We start from the raw sequence: 19,740 nt of genomic DNA on the forward strand, positions 1-19,740 counted from the left end.
GCCGGGGCCGCGCTCAGCCCGCGGCCGGACCGAATCGCTCGGTCCGGACCCGGGCCGGGTCGTGGCCCTGCGCCACGATCATGCGCGAGACCGCCTCGACGAACCCCGTCGGACCGCAGACGTACACGCGCGGTTCCAGCTCGGCCGGCCAGCCCCACGAAGCCAGCTCCGAGTCGGTCAGGCGTCGCGGACCGCGGAGCGCGGTGAGCGAGACCGCCCTGGTGTAGATGGTGGTGGCCTCGAAGCCGTCGCCACGGGCGACGAGCTGCTCCAGCTCCTTCGTGTACAGCCGGTCCTCGGGCGTGCGCACCGAGCAGATCAGCCGGAACGGCGTCCGGTCACCGGCCGCACGACGCGCCCGGACCATGGCCATCACCGGGACCAGGCCGGACCCGCCGGCCAGGAGCAGGACGGGCGTGCCGGCGTCGGACACCGGGTCCCAGACGAACCAGCCACCGATGGGCCCACGCACCTCGATGGCGGAACCGGGCGGGAACTGGTCGACGAGGTACGGGGAGACCTCGCCGTCCCGCACGCGCTGGACGGTCACCTCGACCTGACCGCTCCCGACCGCCGTCGGCCCGCTCGCGAGGGAGTACGACCGCTCTGCCGTGTAACCGTCGGGTGCGGTGAGGCGCAGGTCCAGGTGCTGACCGGCCAGGTGCCCCGGCCAGCCCGGGACGTCGAGCACGAGGGTCATCGCGGTCGCGCTCTCTGCCCGGCGTTCGACGAGGGTCGCGACCTGCCAGCCCGAGGGGACGGCGTACCTGTCGCCGAGCCGGGAGCCGGCGGGCCGAAGCTCAGTCACCCTGGTACCTCTGCTCGCGCCACGGGTCGCCGAGGTCGTGGTAGCCGAGCTTCTCCCAGAAACCGGGCCGGTCCGTCGGCATGAGGGTGAGCGAGCGCACCCACTTGGCCGACTTCCAGAAGTACAGGTGCGGCACCAGCAGCCGGGCGGGGCCACCGTGCTCGGGGTGCAGCGGCTTGCCGTCGAAGGTGTGCGCGATCCACGCCTTGCCGCCCAGGAGGTCCGCCACCGGGAGGTTGGTGGTGTAGCCGCCGTAGGAGCCCACCATCGCGAAGTCCGCGGTGGACTCCACCTCGGCGAGCAGCACGTCGAGGGAGACCCCGCGCCAGCGGGTGCCGAACTTGGACCAGCGCGTGACGCAGTGGATGTCCACGGTCGGCGTGTCCTGGGGCAGCGCCATCAGCTCGGCCCAGGTCCAGGACTTCGTGGCACCCGCCTCGTTGGTGACGGTGAAGCTCCAGGTCTCCGTGCTCACGTTGGGCGTGGGACCCGCGGAGAGCACGGGGAACCCTTCCTCCGCGTACTGCCCGGGAGGCAGTGTCACGCCTTCAGGGCGCGCACGTCCGTGGAAGCCGGGGGTCAGGGGGGTATCGCTGGTCATGCCTCAAGGTAATGCGACGGCGGGCACCACGTCATGTACGGGATCACCCTCATTGCTCAGCCCCTGACCCGCCCATAGCATCCACCTGTCGCGATTTTCACCCGCCGTCGTCACACCCGGTCAGGACCGACGAAAGGCCAGTCATGCACCGACCTCTCTCAGCGCGCCTCGTCGCCACGCTCGCGATCACCGCGCTCGCCCTGACCGCACCCGCGGCCGTCGCCCACGCGGACCCGCCGCCCAACCTCCCGCAGAACGCCACGGGGCTCGAGCAGACCTTCTCCCCCGCCTACGACTACGACGGCGACGGCTGCTACGCGACGCCCGCCATCGGCCCCGACGGCACCATCGCGCCCGGCCTGAACATCGGCGGGGCCGTCAACGGGAACTGCCGCGACCAGTGGGACCTGGACAACTCGCAGACCTACTCGCGCGAGAAGTGCAACAACGGCTGGTGCGCGGTGATGTACGCGAGCTACTTCGAGAAGGACCAGACCATGGCCGGCCCGATCGCCGTCGGGAGCCACAAGCACGACTGGGAGCACGTCGTCGTGTGGGTGAACCAGGCGTCGGACCAGGTCGAGCACGTCTCGATCACGGAGCACAGCGGATCGGCCACCTATCCGCGCTCCCAGGTCCGGTTCGAGGGGTCGCACCCCAAGATCGTGTTCCACAAGGACGGCCCGAGCACCCACCTGTTCCGGCTCGCGAACGGCAACGACGACCCGCCCGAGAACCACTACGGCAGCTGGCGCTACCCGCCGCTCGTGGGCTGGGACGGCTGGCCCAGCACGTCGCTCCGCGACCGCCTCATGACCGCCGACTTCGGCGGGGCGACCATCAAGATCGACGACGGCGACTTCACCTACTGGCTGGAGCGGATGAAGCCCGCCGGGATCCCGTTCGACCCGGCGGCGTAGCGCCCACCCTCCGGAGCGGCCACCGACCGTCTTCTTGGGCGCGCCCATGCCCGCGCCCACCTCGTGAATCTCCCTGCGACGGCGAACCGTCACAGCCGGCGCACCCAGCCGGTCGTACGTGTGAGGCCCGCCAGAAGGCGGCACGCACAAGGGAGAACTGTCATGTCCACACCCACCGTCGTCCTGGTCCACGGGGCGTTCGCCGAGTCGTCGAGCTGGAACGCCGTCGTCGGGCAGCTCCAGCAGCAGACGCTGCGGGTCGTCGCCGCGGCCAACCCGCTGCGCTCGGTCACCGGCGACGCCCGGTACCTGCGCGACGTGATCGCGTCGATCGAGGGGCCGGTCGTCCTGGTCGGCCACTCGTACGGCGGCATGGTGATCACGGAGGCCGCGGCAGGCAGCGATCAGGTGGTCGGCCTCGTCTACGTCGCGGCGTTCACACCTGACACCGGCGAGAACGCGTTCACGCTGTCCGCCAAGTTCCCCGGCAGCACCCTCGGTGGGGCCATCGCCGCCTACCCGGTCTCGACCGGCGGCAACGAGCTCGTCATCCGGCCGGAGGTGTTCGGCGAGCAGTTCGCCGCCGACGTCGACGACGACCTCGCCGCGCTCATGGCCGCCACCCAGCGGCCCGTCACCGAGGCCGCCCTCACGGAGGGCCTGCCCACGGCCACCCCCGCGTGGCGGACGATCCCGTCGTGGTTCGTGTTCGGTGACGCCGACCGCAACATCCCGGCCGAGCTGATCCGGTTCATGGCGGAGCGGGCGGGGGCGCGCTCGTCCACCGAGGTCCCGGGTGCCTCGCACGCCCTGGCCCTCTCACACCCGGTGGTCGTGGCGGAGACGATCTTCGCCGCGGTCCAGGCGACCAAGCGGTAGTTGGCCGGAAGCCGGTGTGACCACCACCACGTCACATCCGATCGCGCTGCGTTGTCGATCAGGTAAGACCACCAGGAGGTTGTGATGGGAAGCATCTCGGGACAGACACCGGAGAAGATCCTGATCGTCGGCGGTGGCTACGCCGGCTTCTACACCGCGTGGGGACTGGAGAAGAAGCTCCGCCGGGGCGAGGCCGAGGTCACCCTCGTCGACCCGCACGGCTACATGACCTACCAGCCGTTCCTGCCCGAGGTCACGGCCGGTTCCATCGAGGCACGGCACGTCATGGTGTCGCTGCGCGGGCACCTGCGCCGCACCACGATCATCGCCGGCCACACGACGTCCATCGACCACGCGCACCGCACCGCGACCGTCCGGACCAACGACGGCGCGCTGCGCGAGATCGGGTACGACACGATCGTCGTGACCGCCGGGGCCGTGACCCGCACGTTCCCGGTCCCGGGGGTCGCGGACGAGGCGATCGGCCTCAAGCACGTCGAGGAAGCCGTCGCGATCCGCGACCAGCTCCTCACCGCCTTCGATCGAGCGGCCCTGCTCCCGCCGGGCAACGAGCGTCGACGGCTCCTGACGGTGACCGTCGTCGGCGGCGGGTTCACGGGCGTCGAGGTGTTCGGCGAGCTGCTGTCCCTGGCCACGGGCCTGCTGCGCTCCTACCCGGAGCTCGGCGTCGACGACCTGGCCTTCCACCTCGTCGACACGAACAAGCGCATCCTGCCCGAGGTCACCGACGAGCCCGGCCGCTGGGTGGTGGAGCACCTGAAGAGCCGGGGCGCGCGCATCCACCTGGGCACCCAGGTCGTCTCGGCCGCGGACGGCCGGATCCTGCTGTCCACCGGCGAGTCGTACGGCAACGGCCTGCTGATCTGGGCCGCGGGCAACGGCAGCAACCCCGTCGTCGCACGGAACACCGACCTGCCGGTCGACGAGCGCGGCCTGGTCCGCGTCCGTGCCGACCTCCGCGTCAGCAGCGACCCCGACAGCGACGCGGCGACAGTGCCCCACGCCTGGGCCGCGGGCGACAACGCGGCGGTTCCCGACCTCGCCTCCCCCGTCCCGGGCGCTCGGACCGTGCCCAACGCGCAGCACGCGGTACGCCAGGGCAAGCGACTGGCGGCCAACCTCGTCGCCGACCTGCGCGGCAGGAAGGTGCGCCCCTACATCCACCACAGCCTGGGCACGGTTGCCACGCTCGGCATCGGGCACGGCATCTTTCAGTACCGCCGCCTCGTCATCAAGGGCTTCCTGGCCTGGCTGATGCACCGCGGCTACCACGTCCTGGCCGTCCCCACCTGGGAGCGCAAGGTGCGCGTGCTGCTCGTGTGGGTCTCGGCCGTGTTCTTCGGGCGCGACATCATCCCACTCGCCACCGTGCAGCGTCCGCGGGCCGCCTTCCTGGCGGGCGGCGACCCGTTCGCGGGGGCCGACGGCGCCCGGCCCGAGCTGAGCGTGGTGCGCGATGCAGGCTGACCTGGCCGGACGCCGGGTGCACCTGCGCTGGTCCAACCTGTTCGGCGTCGTGACGTTCGCCTGCCTGCTCGTCCTCGCGGTGACCGGGGTGCTGCTGGCGAACTGGTACACGCCGTCGAACGAGCTCGTCACCTACGACGGACCGTACGGGCCGCTGCAGGGCGCCACGGTCACCGAGGCCTTCGCCTCGACGATGCGCATCTCCTTCGAGCAGACCGGTGGCCTCCTGGTACGCCAGACGCACCACTGGGCGGCGCTCGTCATGCCGGCGTCGATGATCATGCAGCTCCTGGTCACGTTCTTCACCGGCGGGTTCCGCCGTCCGCGACAGCTGAGCTGGGTGCTGCTGGTCGTGGCCTTCATCCTGGTGCTCGCCGCCGGGTGGAGCGGGTACGCGCTGCCGGACGACATGCTGTCCGGCACCGGCCTGCGCATCGTCGAGGGTGTGGTGCTCAGCATCCCGTTCGTCGGCACCTGGGTGGCCGGCTGGATGTTCGGCGGGCCGTTCCCCGGCCAGATCATCGAGAACCTGTACCCGGTGCACGCGATCATCGCGCCAGGACTGCTCGTGCTGGTCATGGCGGTGCGCGGGGTGCTCAGCGTGCGACATGGGCAGGCAGCCCACCCGCGGCCGGCACCGGCGCTCGGCCTGCGCCTATGGCCCGACGCCACCCTGCGTGCCGCCGGGATGACCGGGATGACGAGCGCGGTCCTGGTGCTGCTCGGGGCGACCTCGACGATCAGCCCCGTCTGGTCCTACGGGCCGGCCTCAGGGGGTGAGGTCGGCGCCGGGAGCCAGCCCGACTGGTACATGGGTTTCCTCGACGGCGCGCTACGGCTCGTCCCCGTCGGCTGGGAGACCGAGTGGATGGGCTGGACCATCACCTTCGCGACCCTGGTGCCGCTCGTCGTGATCGGCGGCTACTTCGCGCTCCTGATCGTCTACCCGTACCTCGAGGCGTGGGTCGACCGGGACAGGGAGCTGCACCACGTGCTCGACCGGCCGCGCAACGTCCCCTTCCGCACCGGGGTCGGCGTCGCGGGCGCGCTGTTCTACGGGATCCTGTGGGGCGCCGCGAGCGCCGACATCGTCTCCACGGAGTTCGGCGTGCCGTTCGAGACGATCATCACGACGCTGCAGGTGGCGCTGCTCGCGGGGCCTCCGCTGGCGTTCGAGGTGACCCGCCGGATCTGCATCGGGCTGCAGCGCAAGGACCGAGAGATCGCGCTGCACGGGCACGAGACGGGCCGCATCGTCCGGATGCCGAACGGCGGTTACGCGGAGATCCACCAGCCGGCGAGCGAGGACGAGCGCGCGCTGTTGTCGGTCGCTCCGATACCGCCGGTGCCAGGGCGGCCCGACGCCACCGGCCGGCTCTCCGGCCGGGAGCGACTGCGGGGCGCGCTGTCGCGGCAGTTCGGCACAGGGCATGTGGTTGCGAAACTGGTCGCCGCACCTGGTCCCGTCGAACCAGATACTGCCGAGCAGTGGAAGCCGCGTGCCGCCGATCAACAAGAGCGCCGAGTTTGGAGGAACGCTCTCATATGCGAGCAGGCCGAGCCTCACCGAAGAACCACCCTTCATTCCCCCGCCCCAGGGAGCAAGCCCTCGGGGGAAGCGCTAAGCACAGTAGGCCGCCGATCCGGACGAACCACACAGGGTAAGGAATAGTCGCTGGGAACTCAGCAGAAACCAGAGAAGGCATCATCACCGCAGCCCACAGACCCGATCTGCGGCAGCAATACTAGTAGTTCTCGGTTTCAACGATAGGCTCCCAAAACATGCCCTCGATGGCCGCTCCCTCACTGCAACAAACTCCTGCAAATGGACATCCGCGCGACGCTGACCAGCCCGTGAACGCGCCGAACGAACTATTCTGATAAGCCTGGCTCGTACACACGGGAGAATGCCTGCAAGCACTCCTCGCGAACGCCCAGAGAAGCACATCAAGCTCAAGCTCAGGCAACTTGGAAACAGCCGACATCTTGGTGCTGATCGCGTACGCAGCCGACCTGAGATGCGCCGCCACGTCGCTGTCGACCGAATCGCCCGAACGGAGCGCGCTCGCGAGTTCGTCAGAAACCCGGATGCATCCCAACCTCAAGAGTAGGCGGATCCGGTGGTAGTCGACCATGGGAGAAACTGACTCCGGATCAGCCATCCTCACTCTGCCGGAGAAGTGTACCGTCATCAGAAAGGTGGTGCTCTTCTTTTGCTGCGAGTCCGAGAACGCTGATAGTGACGCGAGCCGTTCGTAGGCTCCACCGGCGCCACCTGCGGTAAGCACGTCACCCTCAAACTGGAGAACGTCAGAAATTCCATTCCCGTATCCAGTCAGTTCGCGTGCCAGGGAACGCACGATCTCGGTACGACGGTCAAGATCGCGGAACTCAACCTTGGTTTCACTTCCACCGTGGACCACCAGCTCAGCAAGGCTGGTCGCGTCAACATCCCGCAGAAGCTCGGGCCCAATGCCATCTTCAGCAGCAGCGACGAAGCCACGCAACAGTACATCCCAACCCTTGTAACGCGTATCAACATACGTCGCCCTGAGCGCTCCCTTGGTCGAGTGGCAAATCGAGGCCGCAAACAACACTGCGTCGAGATATCTTGAGTTCTCGAGCGTAGAGACCGGTGCCATCCACTCATAGAGAGAGGGCTTGACATGCCATGCTCGGACGCGATCGGCAACCGACTCGACAATGGGCCAGTCCACGCTTACCAACGTACTCACTGCTGCGCTCCCCGCCGCCAGGCGAAACGACCGATCAAGAATAGAACGCCACTTGTTACGAGTGCTGCCACGAGATTCGCTACGATATTCGCTAGTAGTGAGTCACCATCGCCCAGAATCGTCTGAAAAAGGTCGGCGGCCACACCATTGGCTACGATGACCGCAATTGGCCAGACCAACGCGCCTGCGCCAACGATCAGAATGGCCCGACGCGTGCGGTCGATCACCTCTGCTGACTCAAGGCCTGTCGGCGACTCACGCCTGATACGCTCCACCAGCTCCGAGTCTCGCATCGCCCGGACCTCCTCTCGAGATATAGGCAAGTGACTTGGGAACGCCTCAAGGTCAGCACGGAGACTGGTGGCATCAGCCGCAGACCAAGGGCGAGCGACAATGTGTCCCAGTTCAGCGAACATTACCCGTGCGGCCTCCATTCCAGTGGTCAGCCGCACCGTCCTACCAGAGACGTTAGTAACGGGCATGGTGAAGAATCCCTTGAAACCCGGGTCTACGTAGCTCGAGCCTGGCGCCAGCGAGTTTGCCACCAATAGCCCACGCGGGATGACAAGCCCGGCAAGATGTGGGACGAGATCGAAACGTTCAACTGACTGCAAGAGTGCTGTGTCGCCCGGGGCGAGGTCGATGAATCCATTCTTAGCATTGACGCGAGTGTATCGACGCTCACCGTGCTCCGCTTCGTAGCTCGCGGTCGAAACCTGTGCGACCCTGTCCAAGCGTAAGCCGTAACTTGCCTGATGGACACAGTCCTTGCTCCACGTGCCTCGCTCGAACACTTCGCCCGATTCGAGCGCCCGCAAGATCTGGATGTCCGACAGAAAGGCACTGCCCCGGCTCGCCGCCCCTCCCCTCCGCCGCATCTTGCGCTCAACGAATTGCTGAATCATTCGCCCGGCATCACTGAGCGAATCGTTCACGACCACTCGATCCTCAATGAGTTCTGGGAGACCGTCTCGAGCCCTCTCATCGCAGATGGCAAGTTGCTGGAGTGCGAAGTCGACCCGGTCTCCGTTGCCACGACCGATAAGACGCTTCGTCAACTCGTCCTTGCTCGGCGGCATGACCAGGACGCCAATTTTATACCCTTGGAAGGCATCGATGTCGGCAAGATTCTCCAGTGCAAAGTCCACGACATAGACGTCTTCCATGCTCAATAGAGACTCGCGCAACTGGTCGCTGTCCAGGCCATATCGCGCTGAAAGCACTTGCGAAGTTGACACAACCTTCCCGGCGGACACCATTCTGCCATATTCGACGTCGGTGACTGATCTCCTGTCATCCTCGTCAATCCGCGGCTTTCGTGTCGTGTAGGTGACCAGAGGCTGATACCCTACGTCGCGAGCCAGAAGTCGTGAAAGGGACGTCTTTCCGACGCCCGACGGTCCAAAGAGAACTACCAACATCGAGACTAGACTCCTCGTCCTACGATGCGCATGCCTCGGATGGTGGAGCCTGCTCGCAGGACAGAATTGAATGGGCAGTAGATGTGCGGGAATCCCTTGGTTCGATACTTGCATAGTCCGCAATCTGTGCAGGGTTGGGTCACTTTTCCGTCCAGGATGTTGGGGTCAGCAAGGAGCGCTCGCCCGAAGAGAACCACGTCCGCTTCTTGATTGGCGAGGAGTTCGTCAGCCATAACTTTCGTGGTCACGTTGCCCGCAAGCAGTACTGGCACACCAAGCGTGCGGAGTGTTGCAGCATGTTTCGCCCAGAGACTTGTGCCCAGGCGCCTCGATGGCATGATGAGGTCGTTCTGAGTGTCGTACATCCCTGCCGTAACACTGATATAGGCCAGCTCGGCCGAGAAATCGGCGAGACCCTCGAGGAGTTCGTCCAAGATCAAGCCGGCAGGGTTGTTCTCAGCAACGTTGACTCGGATCCCGGGTGGGTATTGTGTCTCATCCGCTATTGCGCGCACGACGTCGCGAACAAGCCTGAATCGTTTCTGGACATTCCCTCCGTACTGATCTGTGCGGCGGTTTGTGGCTGGCGACATAAAACCAGACAACAGATATCCGTGTGCTGCGTTTATTTCGATCAGATCCGCGCCTGCGGCGAGCGCAAGTGTCGCGGACCGGGAAAAGGCGTGTATCACTTCGGTGATCTCGCTCACCGTAAGCGCGTGGGGATCGCCACCGACAACGGGGCACGGGTCGGCTGTCGGCCCCACAAGCCTTGCCCCAGTCTCCGCGGACCGACCCTGTCGGCCAGCGTGTTCTATCTGAACTATCAAGCGCACCCCCGCCTGATGGGCTTCGCTTTTCACCATCGACAGCCCTCGGGTATTTTCCATGGATCGCAATACAAGGCTTGTCGCGTTGGCACGCCCATCCGCATTAACGGCAACCCCACCGATTGTCATCAGGCCCAGAGACCGCCGACAGTACTGCCGATAGAAGTCGAGGGCAAGAGGTGTAGCGGAGCCCACGCTGTCGAACAGAGATGTATTTAGTGGAGCCAGCCCATATGGCGCTTGGAGCTGGATTCCTGCAAGTCTCAGACTCAAGTCCCGCTCCGCTCGCGATACTTGCTCGACTGGGGAGGCAAGATTATCTTGCGTGGTGCTCGACTCGCAACGAATTCGGTGGGTGATGTCTGAGCCGTCCCCGCGTGTTCGGCTGCGGGAATCCCGGAAGGATGCCGGTCACGGTGCCTCCCTCAATCCACAGAAATTGCGTGAGCGGACGGTGCGAATTGTGGCGGAAGCCGCTCCGCAGTGCCGCGTGGGGCATGACGTGATCCGCAAGTGTTGTCAGGAGCTAGAAATCGGATCGCCTGAGTAGGTTGTTCAGAGCGTCCGGTGACCCCATGAGCGCGTACGGCGTCGGCCGGCATCATGGCTGGTCAGCGTCGAGATCGGACAGATCATGAGCCCGGTCGGTTCCAGGTCGTCTGCGTCAAGTCTCGAGCCGCGCGAACGACGCGTGCGCCATAGCTCTACTGCCGCCTCGCACCCGCCCAGACGACCGAACCGATCGCCCGCGCCTGGGACGCCAACCACCGCCAACCACCGCGGCAACGCTACGACTTCGAGCTCCGTTCGGACGCGCAACCGTGACGATTTTCATGTTCGGGCAACGCCCGTGCCGAAAACATCCGCTTCAATCGCGCGATCACAAGCTTCTCCGCCCTGGCCGAGCACCCCCATGGGCCTGCTCAAACAGTGACGCATCCTCTCCACCGTTATCCGTCTGTTCGCGCATCCACGAGAATTGTCCGGAAAGATCATCACGGCCAACCGGAACAGTCGCAAATATCGATGCGCGTGATCCCCAAGACAGTCGTGAACCAAATGAGAATACTCAATATCACCAAACCAACAATCCCAGGTCGAATTGATGCGCGCACCTGGACCCTCTCCCCCGAGAACAGAGTCATCCCACCTCGAAGCACGATGAGATTATTTCGAGGTGCTCCAGCCCGCAACTGGTGGCGCCACCTGGACACGACTCCAGGATCGCCGAGTGGGCCCGCAACGCCGTCCTGGTCTGGTCGGCCGTCGACTTCGCGCTCGACCACGCGGCTTCCTGAGGAGACCGGCTAGGTCGAGTGCCGCGGGCCGGACCTGCCAACCTGCGGCTTCCTCCTGCCAGTCTCTCCGCTCACCTACGCTGGCCCGATGACCCCGACGCCCGAGTTCTCGTCCCCCCGCGAGGCCGCCTACGACCCCCGGATCCTGGTCTTCGGCCGGCTCCTCGGCGCCGCGAACCGGCTCGACTACATCCTGGGCCGGGCGCTCGAGGAGCAGACCGGCCTGAGCCACACGCTGTTCGAGCTGCTGCTCGTCGTGGGTCGCGCCGGTCCCGACGGGGTCCCGGTGCGGGACATCGCCCAGGCGCGGGTCCTCACCTCGGGCGGCGCGACCCGCCTGGTCCAGCGGGCAGCGGACCAGGGGCTCATCGAGCGCAGGCCGTCCACCGAGGACCGGCGTGTCCAGCTCGTCGCACTGACACCCGCCGGCGAGGAGCTCCTGCTCCGGGCCAGCGCCGTTCACGCGCGCAACATCGAGCAGTACCTGGTGGACGTGCTGCCGGCGGACCAGGCGGAGGTCTTCGCCGTCGCCATCCGCACCCTGAGCAAGAACGCGGAGCAGCAGCTCCCCGTCATGCCCTGAGCGCGTCGCAGCCGCTCGGGAATAGCTGACTAGTCAGCCTTTGTTCCGCCTGCACACGGCCACCACGCCGCGTCGCCCGCCACCGGGCGCCCCGAGGTAAGGAACACACCATGTCGCTGTCCTTCGAGGTCTTCGACCTCGACTTCCCCGCCGGCTCGAAGAACAAGTCCGCCGTGCTCGTCACGGGCGAGAACGAGGCCCTGCTCGTCGACGCCGGCTTCACGCGCGCCGACGGGCACCGGCTCGCCGCCGCCGTCCTCGACTCCGGCAAGCCCCTGGGCACGGTGTTCGTCAGCCACGCCGACCCCGACTTCTACTTCGGCCTCGAGGTCATCGCCGACGCCTTCCCCGACGCACGGATCGTCGCCACGCCGATCGTCGTCGAGCACATCGACGCCTCGTACGAGGGCAAGCTGAAGGCCTGGGCGACCCTCGGCGCCAACCTGCCGACGCGCCTGGCGAAGATCGAGCCGCTCACGGACGACTTCATCGACGTCGACAACTCGCGCTTCGAGCTCCGCGGGGGCTCCGCCGTCCTGCCCGACCGCCACTACCTCTGGAACGCGGAGCACCGCGCGATCATCGGCGGCGTGCTCCTCTTCCAGCAGGAGCACGTCTGGGTCGCCGACACCGCCACGCCGGAGCAGCGCGCCGCCTGGATCGAGCTGCTCGACCAGATGGAAGGGCTCGACCCCGAGCTCGTCGTCGCCGGGCACCGCCTGCCCGACACGGCGAACGACGCGAGCGCCATCGACTACACCCGCACCTACCTGCGCGACTTCGAGCGCATCCTCGACGCCTCCGCCGACGGCGCGACGGCGACGGCCGCGCTGGTCGAGGCCTACCCCGCCTCGGGGATGCTGATCGCGGCCCAGCTCGGGCCGAAGGTCGCGAAGGGCGAGATGACATGGGGCTGACCGACACGTCGGCGGCACCCCGCGACGTCGTCCGCCGGCAGTATCTGGCCTCGACGGCAGGTGATCTCGAAGCGCTCCGCGCCACCATGGCGCCCGACGTCGAGTGGACCGAGATGGCCGGGTTCCCCCTGGCCGGCACCTACCGCACACCCGAGGGCGTCACGTCGAACGTCATGACGAAGCTTGGCGCGGAGTGGGAGGGCTGGGCTGCCCACGACGACAGCTACGTGGTCGACGGCGAGAACGTGGTGGTGCTCGCGCGCTACACCGCCACGCACCGGGGCACCGGCAAGGGTCTGAACGTCCGGGTCGCGCATCACTTCGTCGTGCGGGGCGGGCTCATCGTGCGCTTCGAGCAGTTCGTCGACACCGCGCTCGTGCGCGACGCGGCGACGGCCTAGCGACCGTCCATCAAGGGCCGACGACGGCGGGGCTGACGCGGAGGGCCGCTTTCCGCGCCGGACCCGCCGTCGCGCGCACCTGCCGTTACGCACTCGCCTTCTCGAGAGTCACGCGCACCTGGTCGCCCGCCGCCTTGCCGATCACCTTCCGGGTGGCCGCCTTGACCGGCCCCACGTGCGCACCGTTGCCGATGGGCATCAGCGTGACGGCGATCGCGTGGTCGTCGATCGTCCCCGTGACCCGCACCGGCTTGCCCGTCCCGAAGAACGCGCGCGATCCGGGCACGTCGAACACCGTCCACGAAGCAGCCTCGGGCGAGACACGCAGCTCCGCCTCGAACGTAAGAGATTCCGAGCTCTCCACCATGTTGATCCCCTCTTCTCGTGGTCCGCTTTCGGGACCGTCGCGTTTCTAGACTGGAAAGTCCAATAACTAGACTCTAGACTGCTCGGTATGATGTTGCAAGGAGGTGCCCGTCCGATGCGGCAAGGTGACCGGCTGACGCGACCGAGCTCGCGCAAGAAGCACGACGCCGCGCTCGCGGCCGCGGAGGTCCAGTTCCTCGCCACCGGGTTCGAGTCGGTGACCATGGACTCCATCGCCAAGGAGTCGGGGGTGGCCAAGCAGACGCTCTACAGCTACTTCGGCAGCAAGCAGGAGCTCTTCCTGGCCCTGGTCACGGAGAAGACCCGCGTCACGAGCCGTTCGGTGCTCTCCTCCGTGCCACGGGTCACCGACGCCGCGACGGCGCGGGACGAGGTGCGCGACCTGCTGGTCGCACAGCTGACGGCCGTCATGAACCCCGAGGTCCTGGCCCTGCGGCGGCTCGTCATCGGGGAGGCGGTGCGCTTTCCCGAGCTTGCCCGGGCGCTCTACGAGAACGGCCCGCGCGTCGCGATCACGTCGCTCGCCACCGTCATCGGAGATCTCGTGGACCTCGGACTGGTCCGGATCGCGGGTCCCGACGCCGACGGCAGCCCCGACGCCGACACAGCGGCGACCCAGCTGAACTGGCTCGTCATGGGTGACCCGGTCAACCGGGCGATGCTGCTGGGCGACGACGCGATACCGACGTCGGCCCAGCTCCGGGCCCACGTCGACGCCGCGCTCGACCTGTTCTTCGCGGCGTACGGCGCATGAGGCCCGCCTGGCAGGCGCTCGACGCGGCCGTCGACGGCGAGGTCGTCCGGCCCGACGACGACGGGTACGCCGAGGCGAGACTGCTCTTCAACCGCCGGTTCGACGACCTGCGTCCGGCCGCCGTCGCCTTCGTGACCTCGGCCGCCGACATCACGGAGTGCCTGCGGTTCGCCCGGGCGCACGGCATCCCGCCGGCCGTCCGGAGCGGCGGCCACTCGTACGCGGGCTGGTCCAGCGGGAACGGCCGGCTGGTCATCGACGTGCGGCGGATGAACGACATCGGCGTCCTGCCGGGCGTCGCGCGCATCGGCGCCGGGGCCCGGCTCGGCGACGTCTACGCGGCGCTCGCCGAGCACGGCGTCACGATCTCGGGTGGCACGTGCCCGTCCGTCGGCGTCTCGGGTCTGACGCTCGGCGGTGGGCACGGCCTGCTGTCGCGCGCGTACGGCCTCTCGTGCGACAACCTCGTCGAGGCGACGGTGGTGACGGCGGACGGCGCGGTCCGGACCTGCGACGCGGAGCGGGAACCGGATCTGTTCTGGGCGCTGCGCGGGGCGGGGAACGGCAGCCTCGGCGTCGTCACGGAGCTGCACCTGAGCACTCACGCGATCCACGAGTCCTCGTCCGCCGACCTGGTGTGGCCGTGGTCGCGCGCCGCGGCCGTGCTCGCGGCCTGGCAGGACTGGGCGCCCGACCTGCCGGACGAGATGTGGGCAGCCCTGCGCCTCCAGCAGGACGCCGGCGGCCCCTCGGTCTCGGTCGTCGCCTTCGCGCTCGGCGGCCACGACGACCTCGCCGCGCGGCTGGCGGCACTCCCCGACGGCCGCACCCGCCACGAGATCCGCACGGAACCGCACCTCGACACCATCCGGCGGTTCGCCGGAGAGACGTCCGGGCCGGACGAGCGGCCGTCCTACGACGTGCGGAGCGACTTCTTCGCGCGCTCGATGCCGGCCGAGGCGATCGGTGCGGCCGTCACCACGGTGGAGAACGCCCCCGCCGGCATCGCCGCCTCGGTGGCGGCCGTCGCGATGGGCGGCGCCGTGAACCGCCGGCCGGTGCACGAGACGGCGTTCGTCCATCGGCACCACCGTTTTCTCGCGCAGTACGAGGCGAGCTGGAACCCGCTCGACGACGCGGGCACTGCCCCTGCCGACGCGGAGGAATGGCTGGCCGCGATCCACTCCGCCATGCGGCCCTACGTGTCCGGAGAGGCGTACCAGAACGACTTCGACCCCCGCCTGCCGGACTGGCGCCGCGTCTACCACGGATCCGCCGCGGACCGCCTCGCGGAGATCGAGCGTCGTTACGACCCGGACCGGATCTTCGACCTCCCACGAACCCGCTGAGCCCGCCGGTCCGTCACGTACGGGCAATGGTCACGTAAGCCATAAGCAGTGACGAAGTCATGTATATCGGCCAGGCTGTACGAATATGCCAGGTTTCACCCGGCACCTTCGACGACTGGAGCACGGTATGCGGACACGCAAGGCATTCGCCAGGACCGCACTCGCCACGGCCGCCCTGGCTACGATCGTCCCGCTCGTCGCCGCGATCGGCCTCGCGGCCCCGGCGTCAGGATCGGCAGCACCGTCAGCCGTCACGAGCGGGTCCTTCTCGATCCTCAGCTACAACATCGCCGGGCTGCCCCTCGGGATCGGCGACGGCGACCCGGAGACCAACACCCCGATCATCGGCTCTCGCCTGGCCCCCTACGACGTCGTCCAGGTCCAGGAGGACTTCAACTACCACGCCGCGCTCTACGCGGCGGACAGTCACCCGTACCGGACGCCGACGAGCGGCGGCGTCCCGTTCGGCAGCGGACTCAACACGCTCTCGCACCTCCCGTTCGAGGACTTCGAGCGCGTCGCCTGGGCCGACTGCTCGTCGGGCTCCGGGGACTGCCTGACCCCCAAGGGCTTCACCTTCATGCGGGCCCGCCTCGCCGAGGGCGTGTGGGTGGACCTGTACAACCTGCACACCGACGCCGGCGTCGAGCCCGGCGACCTGGCCGCCCGGCGCGCCAACCTCGCCCAGCTCACCACGTTCATCCGGTCCCGCTCGGCGGGGAACGCGGTGATCGTCTACGGCGACACCAACACCCGCTACACCCGGGCCGACGACACGATCGCCGAGCTCGCGTCCGCGAACGGCCTGTCCGACCCGTGGGTCGAACTCGTCCGCGGCGGCGACGCCCCCGACCAGGGCGCACCTGCGCTGGTCTGCGACGACGCGACGGTCGACGAGAACTGCGAGGTGGTCGACAAGGTCCTCTACCGCGGCGGAGACCACGTCGCCCTCGACGCCGTCGAGTACCGCAACGACCACGCCGCCTTCCGCGACGGTGCGGGCGAGAACCTGTCGGACCACTACCCCATCGCGGTCGAGCTCAGCTGGTCCCTCAGCCCAGACTTCCGGATGAGCGACCAGTTTGGCGGCCCGCACGGCACCTTCTTCACCGACGTCGACGACCTCACCGCCGGCGCACGGCCCGTCGAGCTGCGCGTGCGCGGCGGGTCCAGGGTGGACCAGATCGGCCTGACGCTCGCCGACGGCGCCCGCCTCGAGCACGGCGGCAGCGGGGGCACCCTCGGGACGCTGGCCCTCGCCTCCGGCGAGTACCCCGTCAGCCTGCACCTGTGCCAGGTCAAGCACGAGGGCCACACCCGGATCGCCTACGCCCGGTTCACGACGAGCACCGGCCGGACCCTCGCCGGCGGCACCTCGACCGGCGACTGCACCACGTACACCGCGCCGTCCGGCTGGCAGATCGCCGGCTTCCACGGCCGCGCGGGCGACGAGCTCGACAAGGTCGGTGTCATCTACACCCGGCGCTGAGCCGAGTGGTGCAGCCCGCCGGCAGCCTTTCCTGAACGTTCTTTCCTCAACGTTGTACGAGCGCTAGATCCACGCTGCACAGCCCCTTCCCGGCGTACGGCGAGGGTGGGACCACTCCCGATCGAACCCCGGGAGCGGCCCCACCACCAGGGGTCACGACGTCAAGCCCACTGGAGCTGTGATGACCTCATCCCCCAACGGACCCCGCCGGATGCGCGAGCGCGCCGGCCTCGTCGCGGTCACCGCTGTCCTCACCGCCGCCGCCACCGTAGGTGTCACGGTCGGCATCACCGGCATCGCGACAGCCGACGACAGAGCCACGGCCGGCGACAGCAGGTCCGCCGCCAAGCCCGGCAAGGCGCCCACGGAGCAGGAGATCGCCGCCCTGTTCGACGAGTGGAACGCCGCGCTCGGCACTGGCGACGCCGAGGCCGTGGCCGACCGCTACGCACCCGACGGCGTGCTGCTCCCCACGGCGTCGGCACAGATCCGGACCACCCGCGACGAGATCGTCGACTACTTCGAGCACTTCCAGGAGAACGACCCGGTCGGCGAGAAGACCGAGACCGTCGTCACGGTGCTGGACAAGAACACGGCAGTCGACGCCGGCACGTACGTCTTCACGCTCACCGACCCCGAGACCGGCGAGGTGCGCGACGTCGAGGCCCGCTACTCCTACGTGTACGAGAAGATCGACGGCGACTGGCTGATCGTCAACCACCACTCCTCGGCGACGCCGGCCGAAGGCTGATCCGGACGCCGAGCCCGCCAGGGCCCGGCGCGTCCCGGAGCGTCACCGCACCGCCGTCGTCGGTCACCAGCTGCTTGACGATGGCGAGCCCCAGACCCGAGCCGGACCGGCCGGTAAGCCCGTGCCCTCGCCAGAACCGGTCGAAGGCGCGGGCCTTGTCGGCGTCGGACATGCCGGGGCCCTGGTCGAGGATCTCCAGCACCACCTCGTCGTGGTGCGGCTCGGCCCGGACCGTGATCCTGCCGCCGTCCGGGGACACCTCCAGGGCGTTGGACAGCACGTTGTCCAGCACCTGGTCGAGGTGGCCCGGGCTGGCCAGGACCTCGAGGCGGTCGTCCGGCGGGCCCGCCAGCAGCGGCCCGGCCAGCGTGATCGTGACGCCGCGCTCGTCGGCGGCCGCCTGCCAGACCGTCAGCCGTTCCTCCAGGACGTCGCGCAGCGGCAACGGCTCCGCGACGGTCGCCTGGGCCTCGGCGCGGGCGAGCACCAGCAGGCCGTTGACGAGCCGGCTCATCCGCACCACCTCGGCGGTGGCCTGTTCGACGTCCTCCGTCACGTACGGGTCGTCGACGCCGTCCGCGATGTTGTCCAGGGACAGGCGCAGGGCGGTGAGCGGCGTGCGCAGCTGGTGCGACGCGTCGGCGACGAAGACCCGCTGCGCGGCGATCAGCGTGTCGAGGCGTTCGGCGCCCTGGTTGAGGGTGCGGGCAAGGGTCTGCGTCTCGTGCGGCCCGGTGACCGGGGAGCGCGCGGTGAGGTCGCCGTCGCTGAACCGGCTCGCCATGGCGTTGAGCTGGCGCAGGGGCCGGGTCAGCCAGCGGGCGGCCAGATAACCGAGGCCCGCGGCGATCACCAGCACCCCGACCGCCAGGATCGCGCGGAAGCCCCAGATCGTCCAGAACCGGTCGGTGAGCTCATCGGTCGGGAAGATGATCCGGACGGCGCCGACGACGTCGCCCCCGGGCCCGGCCTGCGCGCGCGCCGGGACCGTGATCACCAGCTCGGTTCCCCAGGGGGTCGCGGACCCCCAGTCCGTCGTCGACGTGTTCTCGCGCAGGGCCCGGTCGACCGCGGCGTCCGGCTCCGGCCGGGGCAGGCCGGACACCGCGTCGCCGCCGGCACCCGTCCCCAGGGCGACGGCCTGGACCGTGCTGCCCGTCTCCACGGAGTACGCCCCGGCCATCTGCACCAGCGCGTCGCGGGAGGCGTCGTCCCCGGCGCCGAGCAGCAGCGCCATGGTGGTCGCCTCCCGCCGTACGGAGGCGTCGGTGTCGCCGCGCAGCTGGCTCGTGAGCGTCAGGGCCACCGGGACCGTGAACGCGGCGAGCGCGACCGCGACGAGCAGCACGTAGCTGACGATCAGCCGGCGGATCATGCGGGCCGCGCCCCGGCGTCCAGGATCTCCAGGCGGAACCCGACGCCGCGCACCGCCTCGATGGCGACCGCGCCGGCCAGCTTGCGCCGCAGCGCCGCCACGTGGACGTCGAGGGTCTTCGTCGGGCCGAACCAGTGCGCGTCCCAGACCGCTTCCATGATCTGCTCGCGCGACATCAGCGCACCCGGCTCCTCGGTGAGGAAGCCGAGCAGGTCGTACTCCTTGGGCGTCAGCGCCACCGGGCTGCCGTCCAGGTGCACCCGGCCCGCGCGGCGGTCGATGGTCAGCCGCGGGCCGTACCGGTCCGGGCCGCCCGGCGCCCGCCCCGCACCAGCGCCCGCCGGCCGGGCGCGGCGCATGACCGCCCTGATCCGGGCGATCACCTCACGCATGCCGAACGGCTTGGTGACGTAGTCGTCCGCCCCGAGCTCGAGGCCGACCACCCGGTCGGCCTCGTCGCTGCGTGCGCTGATCACGATGATCGGCACGGCGCTCCGCTCGCGCAGCGCCCTGCAGACGTCGAGGCCCTCGACGTCGGGCAGCCCGAGGTCGAGGAGCACGACGTCGTAGGGCTCGGTGCCGTTGAGCTCGGTGCCGTTGAGCTGGCCGGCCGCCGTCAGCGCCTCGCCACCCGTCCGCACCCACTCCACCGCGAAGCCGTACCGCACCAGACCTCGACGGAGCGACTGGGCCACCGGCTCGTCGTCTTCAACCAGGAGTACACGCACGGGTGAAACCTTACGGTCTGACCGCA

At 68.6% G+C, this 19,740-nt stretch carries 19 protein-coding genes; 11 read left to right on the forward strand and 8 right to left on the reverse strand.

The genetic code is table 11. From position 1 onward, the window contains the following. Positions 1-13: 13 nt before the first annotated feature. Together ACQEVI_RS26730 and ACQEVI_RS26735 are read right to left on the reverse strand one after the other, a co-directional pair. Positions 14-808 carry a ferredoxin reductase gene (locus tag ACQEVI_RS26730; RefSeq protein WP_432905323.1) on the reverse strand — a complete coding sequence of 265 codons (795 nt, stop codon included), beginning with the start codon at positions 806-808 and terminating at the stop codon, positions 14-16. After that, a complete protein-coding gene (locus ACQEVI_RS26735; RefSeq protein ID WP_432905326.1) occupies positions 801-1,409 on the reverse strand; it encodes a sulfite oxidase-like oxidoreductase in 609 nt (202 codons plus the stop codon). Before ACQEVI_RS26735 ends, ACQEVI_RS26730 begins: the two co-directional genes overlap by 8 nt. Before the next feature lie 143 nt (positions 1,410-1,552). Between ACQEVI_RS26735 and ACQEVI_RS26740 the strand changes: the two genes are divergently transcribed. From ACQEVI_RS26740 to ACQEVI_RS26755, 4 genes are all read left to right on the forward strand, one after another. Continuing rightward, positions 1,553-2,329, forward strand: coding sequence for an NPP1 family protein (locus ACQEVI_RS26740; RefSeq protein WP_432905328.1), 777 nt, complete (start codon positions 1,553-1,555; stop codon positions 2,327-2,329). Positions 2,330-2,491: 162 nt separating this feature from the next. Beyond that, positions 2,492-3,208 carry an alpha/beta fold hydrolase gene (locus tag ACQEVI_RS26745; protein ID WP_432905330.1) on the forward strand — a complete coding sequence of 239 codons (717 nt, stop codon included), beginning with the start codon at positions 2,492-2,494 and terminating at the stop codon, positions 3,206-3,208. Between the two features lie 84 nt (positions 3,209-3,292). Next, positions 3,293-4,696 carry an NAD(P)/FAD-dependent oxidoreductase gene (locus ACQEVI_RS26750; protein ID WP_432905332.1) on the forward strand — a complete coding sequence of 468 codons (1,404 nt, stop codon included), beginning with the start codon at positions 3,293-3,295 and terminating at the stop codon, positions 4,694-4,696. After that, on the forward strand, positions 4,686-6,368 hold the full coding sequence (locus ACQEVI_RS26755) for a cytochrome b (protein ID WP_432905335.1): 1,683 nt from the start codon (positions 4,686-4,688) through the stop codon (positions 6,366-6,368). Before ACQEVI_RS26750 ends, ACQEVI_RS26755 begins: the two co-directional genes overlap by 11 nt. Before the next feature lie 73 nt (positions 6,369-6,441). On the opposite strand, the gene ACQEVI_RS26760 is transcribed toward ACQEVI_RS26755, so the two are convergent. From ACQEVI_RS26760 to ACQEVI_RS26770, 3 genes are read right to left on the reverse strand one after another with little or no spacing between them, the layout of a single operon-like run. Then, entirely contained in the window at positions 6,442-7,413 is a 972-nt protein-coding gene (locus tag ACQEVI_RS26760; RefSeq protein ID WP_432905337.1) for a hypothetical protein, read from the reverse strand. A gap of 14 nt (positions 7,414-7,427) precedes the next feature. Then, positions 7,428-8,852: a dCTP deaminase domain-containing protein gene (locus ACQEVI_RS26765; RefSeq protein WP_432905338.1), complete on the reverse strand. Its 1,425-nt coding sequence runs from the start codon at positions 8,850-8,852 to the stop codon at positions 7,428-7,430. Positions 8,853-8,857: 5 nt separating this feature from the next. Beyond that, entirely contained in the window at positions 8,858-9,877 is a 1,020-nt protein-coding gene (locus ACQEVI_RS26770) for a hypothetical protein (RefSeq protein ID WP_432905340.1), read from the reverse strand. 1,191 nt (positions 9,878-11,068) lie between these two features. On the opposite strand from ACQEVI_RS26770, the gene ACQEVI_RS26775 reads away from it, so the two are divergent. From ACQEVI_RS26775 to ACQEVI_RS26785, 3 genes are all read left to right on the forward strand, one after another. Next, positions 11,069-11,563 carry a MarR family winged helix-turn-helix transcriptional regulator gene (locus tag ACQEVI_RS26775; RefSeq protein ID WP_432905343.1) on the forward strand — a complete coding sequence of 165 codons (495 nt, stop codon included), beginning with the start codon at positions 11,069-11,071 and terminating at the stop codon, positions 11,561-11,563. 110 nt (positions 11,564-11,673) lie between these two features. Then, positions 11,674-12,480: an MBL fold metallo-hydrolase gene (locus ACQEVI_RS26780; RefSeq protein WP_432905346.1), complete on the forward strand. Its 807-nt coding sequence runs from the start codon at positions 11,674-11,676 to the stop codon at positions 12,478-12,480. Next, the gene (locus tag ACQEVI_RS26785; RefSeq protein WP_432905349.1) at positions 12,471-12,881 is read left to right on the forward strand and encodes a nuclear transport factor 2 family protein; all 411 of its coding nucleotides are present in this window, start codon (positions 12,471-12,473) and stop codon (positions 12,879-12,881) included. The genes ACQEVI_RS26780 and ACQEVI_RS26785 overlap by 10 nt, the downstream gene beginning before the upstream one ends. 85 nt (positions 12,882-12,966) lie before the next feature. Here ACQEVI_RS26785 and ACQEVI_RS26790 read toward each other — a convergent pair whose 3' ends face one another. After that, positions 12,967-13,248, reverse strand: coding sequence for a DUF1905 domain-containing protein (locus ACQEVI_RS26790; RefSeq protein ID WP_432905351.1), 282 nt, complete (start codon positions 13,246-13,248; stop codon positions 12,967-12,969). A 114-nt stretch (positions 13,249-13,362) separates the two neighbouring features. On the opposite strand from ACQEVI_RS26790, the gene ACQEVI_RS26795 reads away from it, so the two are divergent. The 4 genes from ACQEVI_RS26795 (at position 13,363) to ACQEVI_RS26810 (ending at position 17,611) form a co-directional block, all read left to right on the forward strand. After that, positions 13,363-14,022, forward strand: coding sequence for a TetR/AcrR family transcriptional regulator (locus ACQEVI_RS26795; protein ID WP_432905353.1), 660 nt, complete (start codon positions 13,363-13,365; stop codon positions 14,020-14,022). Further along, positions 14,019-15,371 carry an FAD-binding oxidoreductase gene (locus ACQEVI_RS26800; protein ID WP_432905355.1) on the forward strand — a complete coding sequence of 451 codons (1,353 nt, stop codon included), beginning with the start codon at positions 14,019-14,021 and terminating at the stop codon, positions 15,369-15,371. Before ACQEVI_RS26795 ends, ACQEVI_RS26800 begins: the two co-directional genes overlap by 4 nt. 127 nt (positions 15,372-15,498) lie before the next feature. Then, positions 15,499-16,860: a jacalin-like lectin gene (locus ACQEVI_RS26805; RefSeq protein ID WP_432905358.1), complete on the forward strand. Its 1,362-nt coding sequence runs from the start codon at positions 15,499-15,501 to the stop codon at positions 16,858-16,860. A 181-nt stretch (positions 16,861-17,041) separates the two neighbouring features. Continuing rightward, complete coding sequence (locus ACQEVI_RS26810) at positions 17,042-17,611, forward strand: SgcJ/EcaC family oxidoreductase (protein ID WP_432905360.1); 570 nt, start codon at positions 17,042-17,044, stop codon at positions 17,609-17,611. Here ACQEVI_RS26810 and ACQEVI_RS26815 read toward each other — a convergent pair. Continuing rightward, a complete protein-coding gene (locus ACQEVI_RS26815) occupies positions 17,574-18,986 on the reverse strand; it encodes an ATP-binding protein (RefSeq protein ID WP_432905361.1) in 1,413 nt (470 codons plus the stop codon). The genes ACQEVI_RS26810 and ACQEVI_RS26815 overlap by 38 nt on opposite strands. Then, positions 18,983-19,714, reverse strand: a complete 732-nt coding sequence (locus ACQEVI_RS26820; protein ID WP_432905364.1) for a response regulator transcription factor — start codon at positions 19,712-19,714, stop codon at positions 18,983-18,985. The genes ACQEVI_RS26815 and ACQEVI_RS26820 overlap by 4 nt, the downstream gene beginning before the upstream one ends. Positions 19,715-19,740: the final 26 nt, after the last annotated feature.

The organism is Promicromonospora sp. CA-289599, from assembly GCF_050936155.1.
Taxonomy (GTDB): Bacteria; Actinomycetota; Actinomycetes; order Actinomycetales; family Cellulomonadaceae; genus Promicromonospora.

Excerpts from the sequence above, each read along its gene's own strand:
- ACQEVI_RS26810 (WP_432905360.1), top strand. The coding sequence starts at position 17,042 with ATGACCTCATCCCCCAACGGACCCCGCCGGATGCGCGAGCGCGCCGGC.
- ACQEVI_RS26800 (WP_432905355.1), top strand. The coding sequence starts at position 14,019 with ATGAGGCCCGCCTGGCAGGCGCTCGACGCGGCCGTCGACGGCGAGGTC.
- ACQEVI_RS26785 (WP_432905349.1), top strand. The coding sequence starts at position 12,471 with ATGGGGCTGACCGACACGTCGGCGGCACCCCGCGACGTCGTCCGCCGG.
- ACQEVI_RS26735 (WP_432905326.1), bottom strand. The coding sequence starts at position 1,409 with ATGACCAGCGATACCCCCCTGACCCCCGGCTTCCACGGACGTGCGCGC.
- ACQEVI_RS26815 (WP_432905361.1), bottom strand. The coding sequence starts at position 18,986 with ATGATCCGCCGGCTGATCGTCAGCTACGTGCTGCTCGTCGCGGTCGCG.
- ACQEVI_RS26780 (WP_432905346.1), top strand. The coding sequence starts at position 11,674 with ATGTCGCTGTCCTTCGAGGTCTTCGACCTCGACTTCCCCGCCGGCTCG.
- ACQEVI_RS26790 (WP_432905351.1), bottom strand. The coding sequence starts at position 13,248 with ATGGTGGAGAGCTCGGAATCTCTTACGTTCGAGGCGGAGCTGCGTGTC.
- ACQEVI_RS26740 (WP_432905328.1), top strand. The coding sequence starts at position 1,553 with ATGCACCGACCTCTCTCAGCGCGCCTCGTCGCCACGCTCGCGATCACC.
- ACQEVI_RS26805 (WP_432905358.1), top strand. The coding sequence starts at position 15,499 with ATGCGGACACGCAAGGCATTCGCCAGGACCGCACTCGCCACGGCCGCC.
- ACQEVI_RS26775 (WP_432905343.1), top strand. The coding sequence starts at position 11,069 with ATGACCCCGACGCCCGAGTTCTCGTCCCCCCGCGAGGCCGCCTACGAC.
- ACQEVI_RS26755 (WP_432905335.1), top strand. The coding sequence starts at position 4,686 with ATGCAGGCTGACCTGGCCGGACGCCGGGTGCACCTGCGCTGGTCCAAC.
- ACQEVI_RS26795 (WP_432905353.1), top strand. The coding sequence starts at position 13,363 with ATGCGGCAAGGTGACCGGCTGACGCGACCGAGCTCGCGCAAGAAGCAC.
- ACQEVI_RS26765 (WP_432905338.1), bottom strand. The coding sequence starts at position 8,852 with ATGTTGGTAGTTCTCTTTGGACCGTCGGGCGTCGGAAAGACGTCCCTT.
- ACQEVI_RS26750 (WP_432905332.1), top strand. The coding sequence starts at position 3,293 with ATGGGAAGCATCTCGGGACAGACACCGGAGAAGATCCTGATCGTCGGC.
- ACQEVI_RS26745 (WP_432905330.1), top strand. The coding sequence starts at position 2,492 with ATGTCCACACCCACCGTCGTCCTGGTCCACGGGGCGTTCGCCGAGTCG.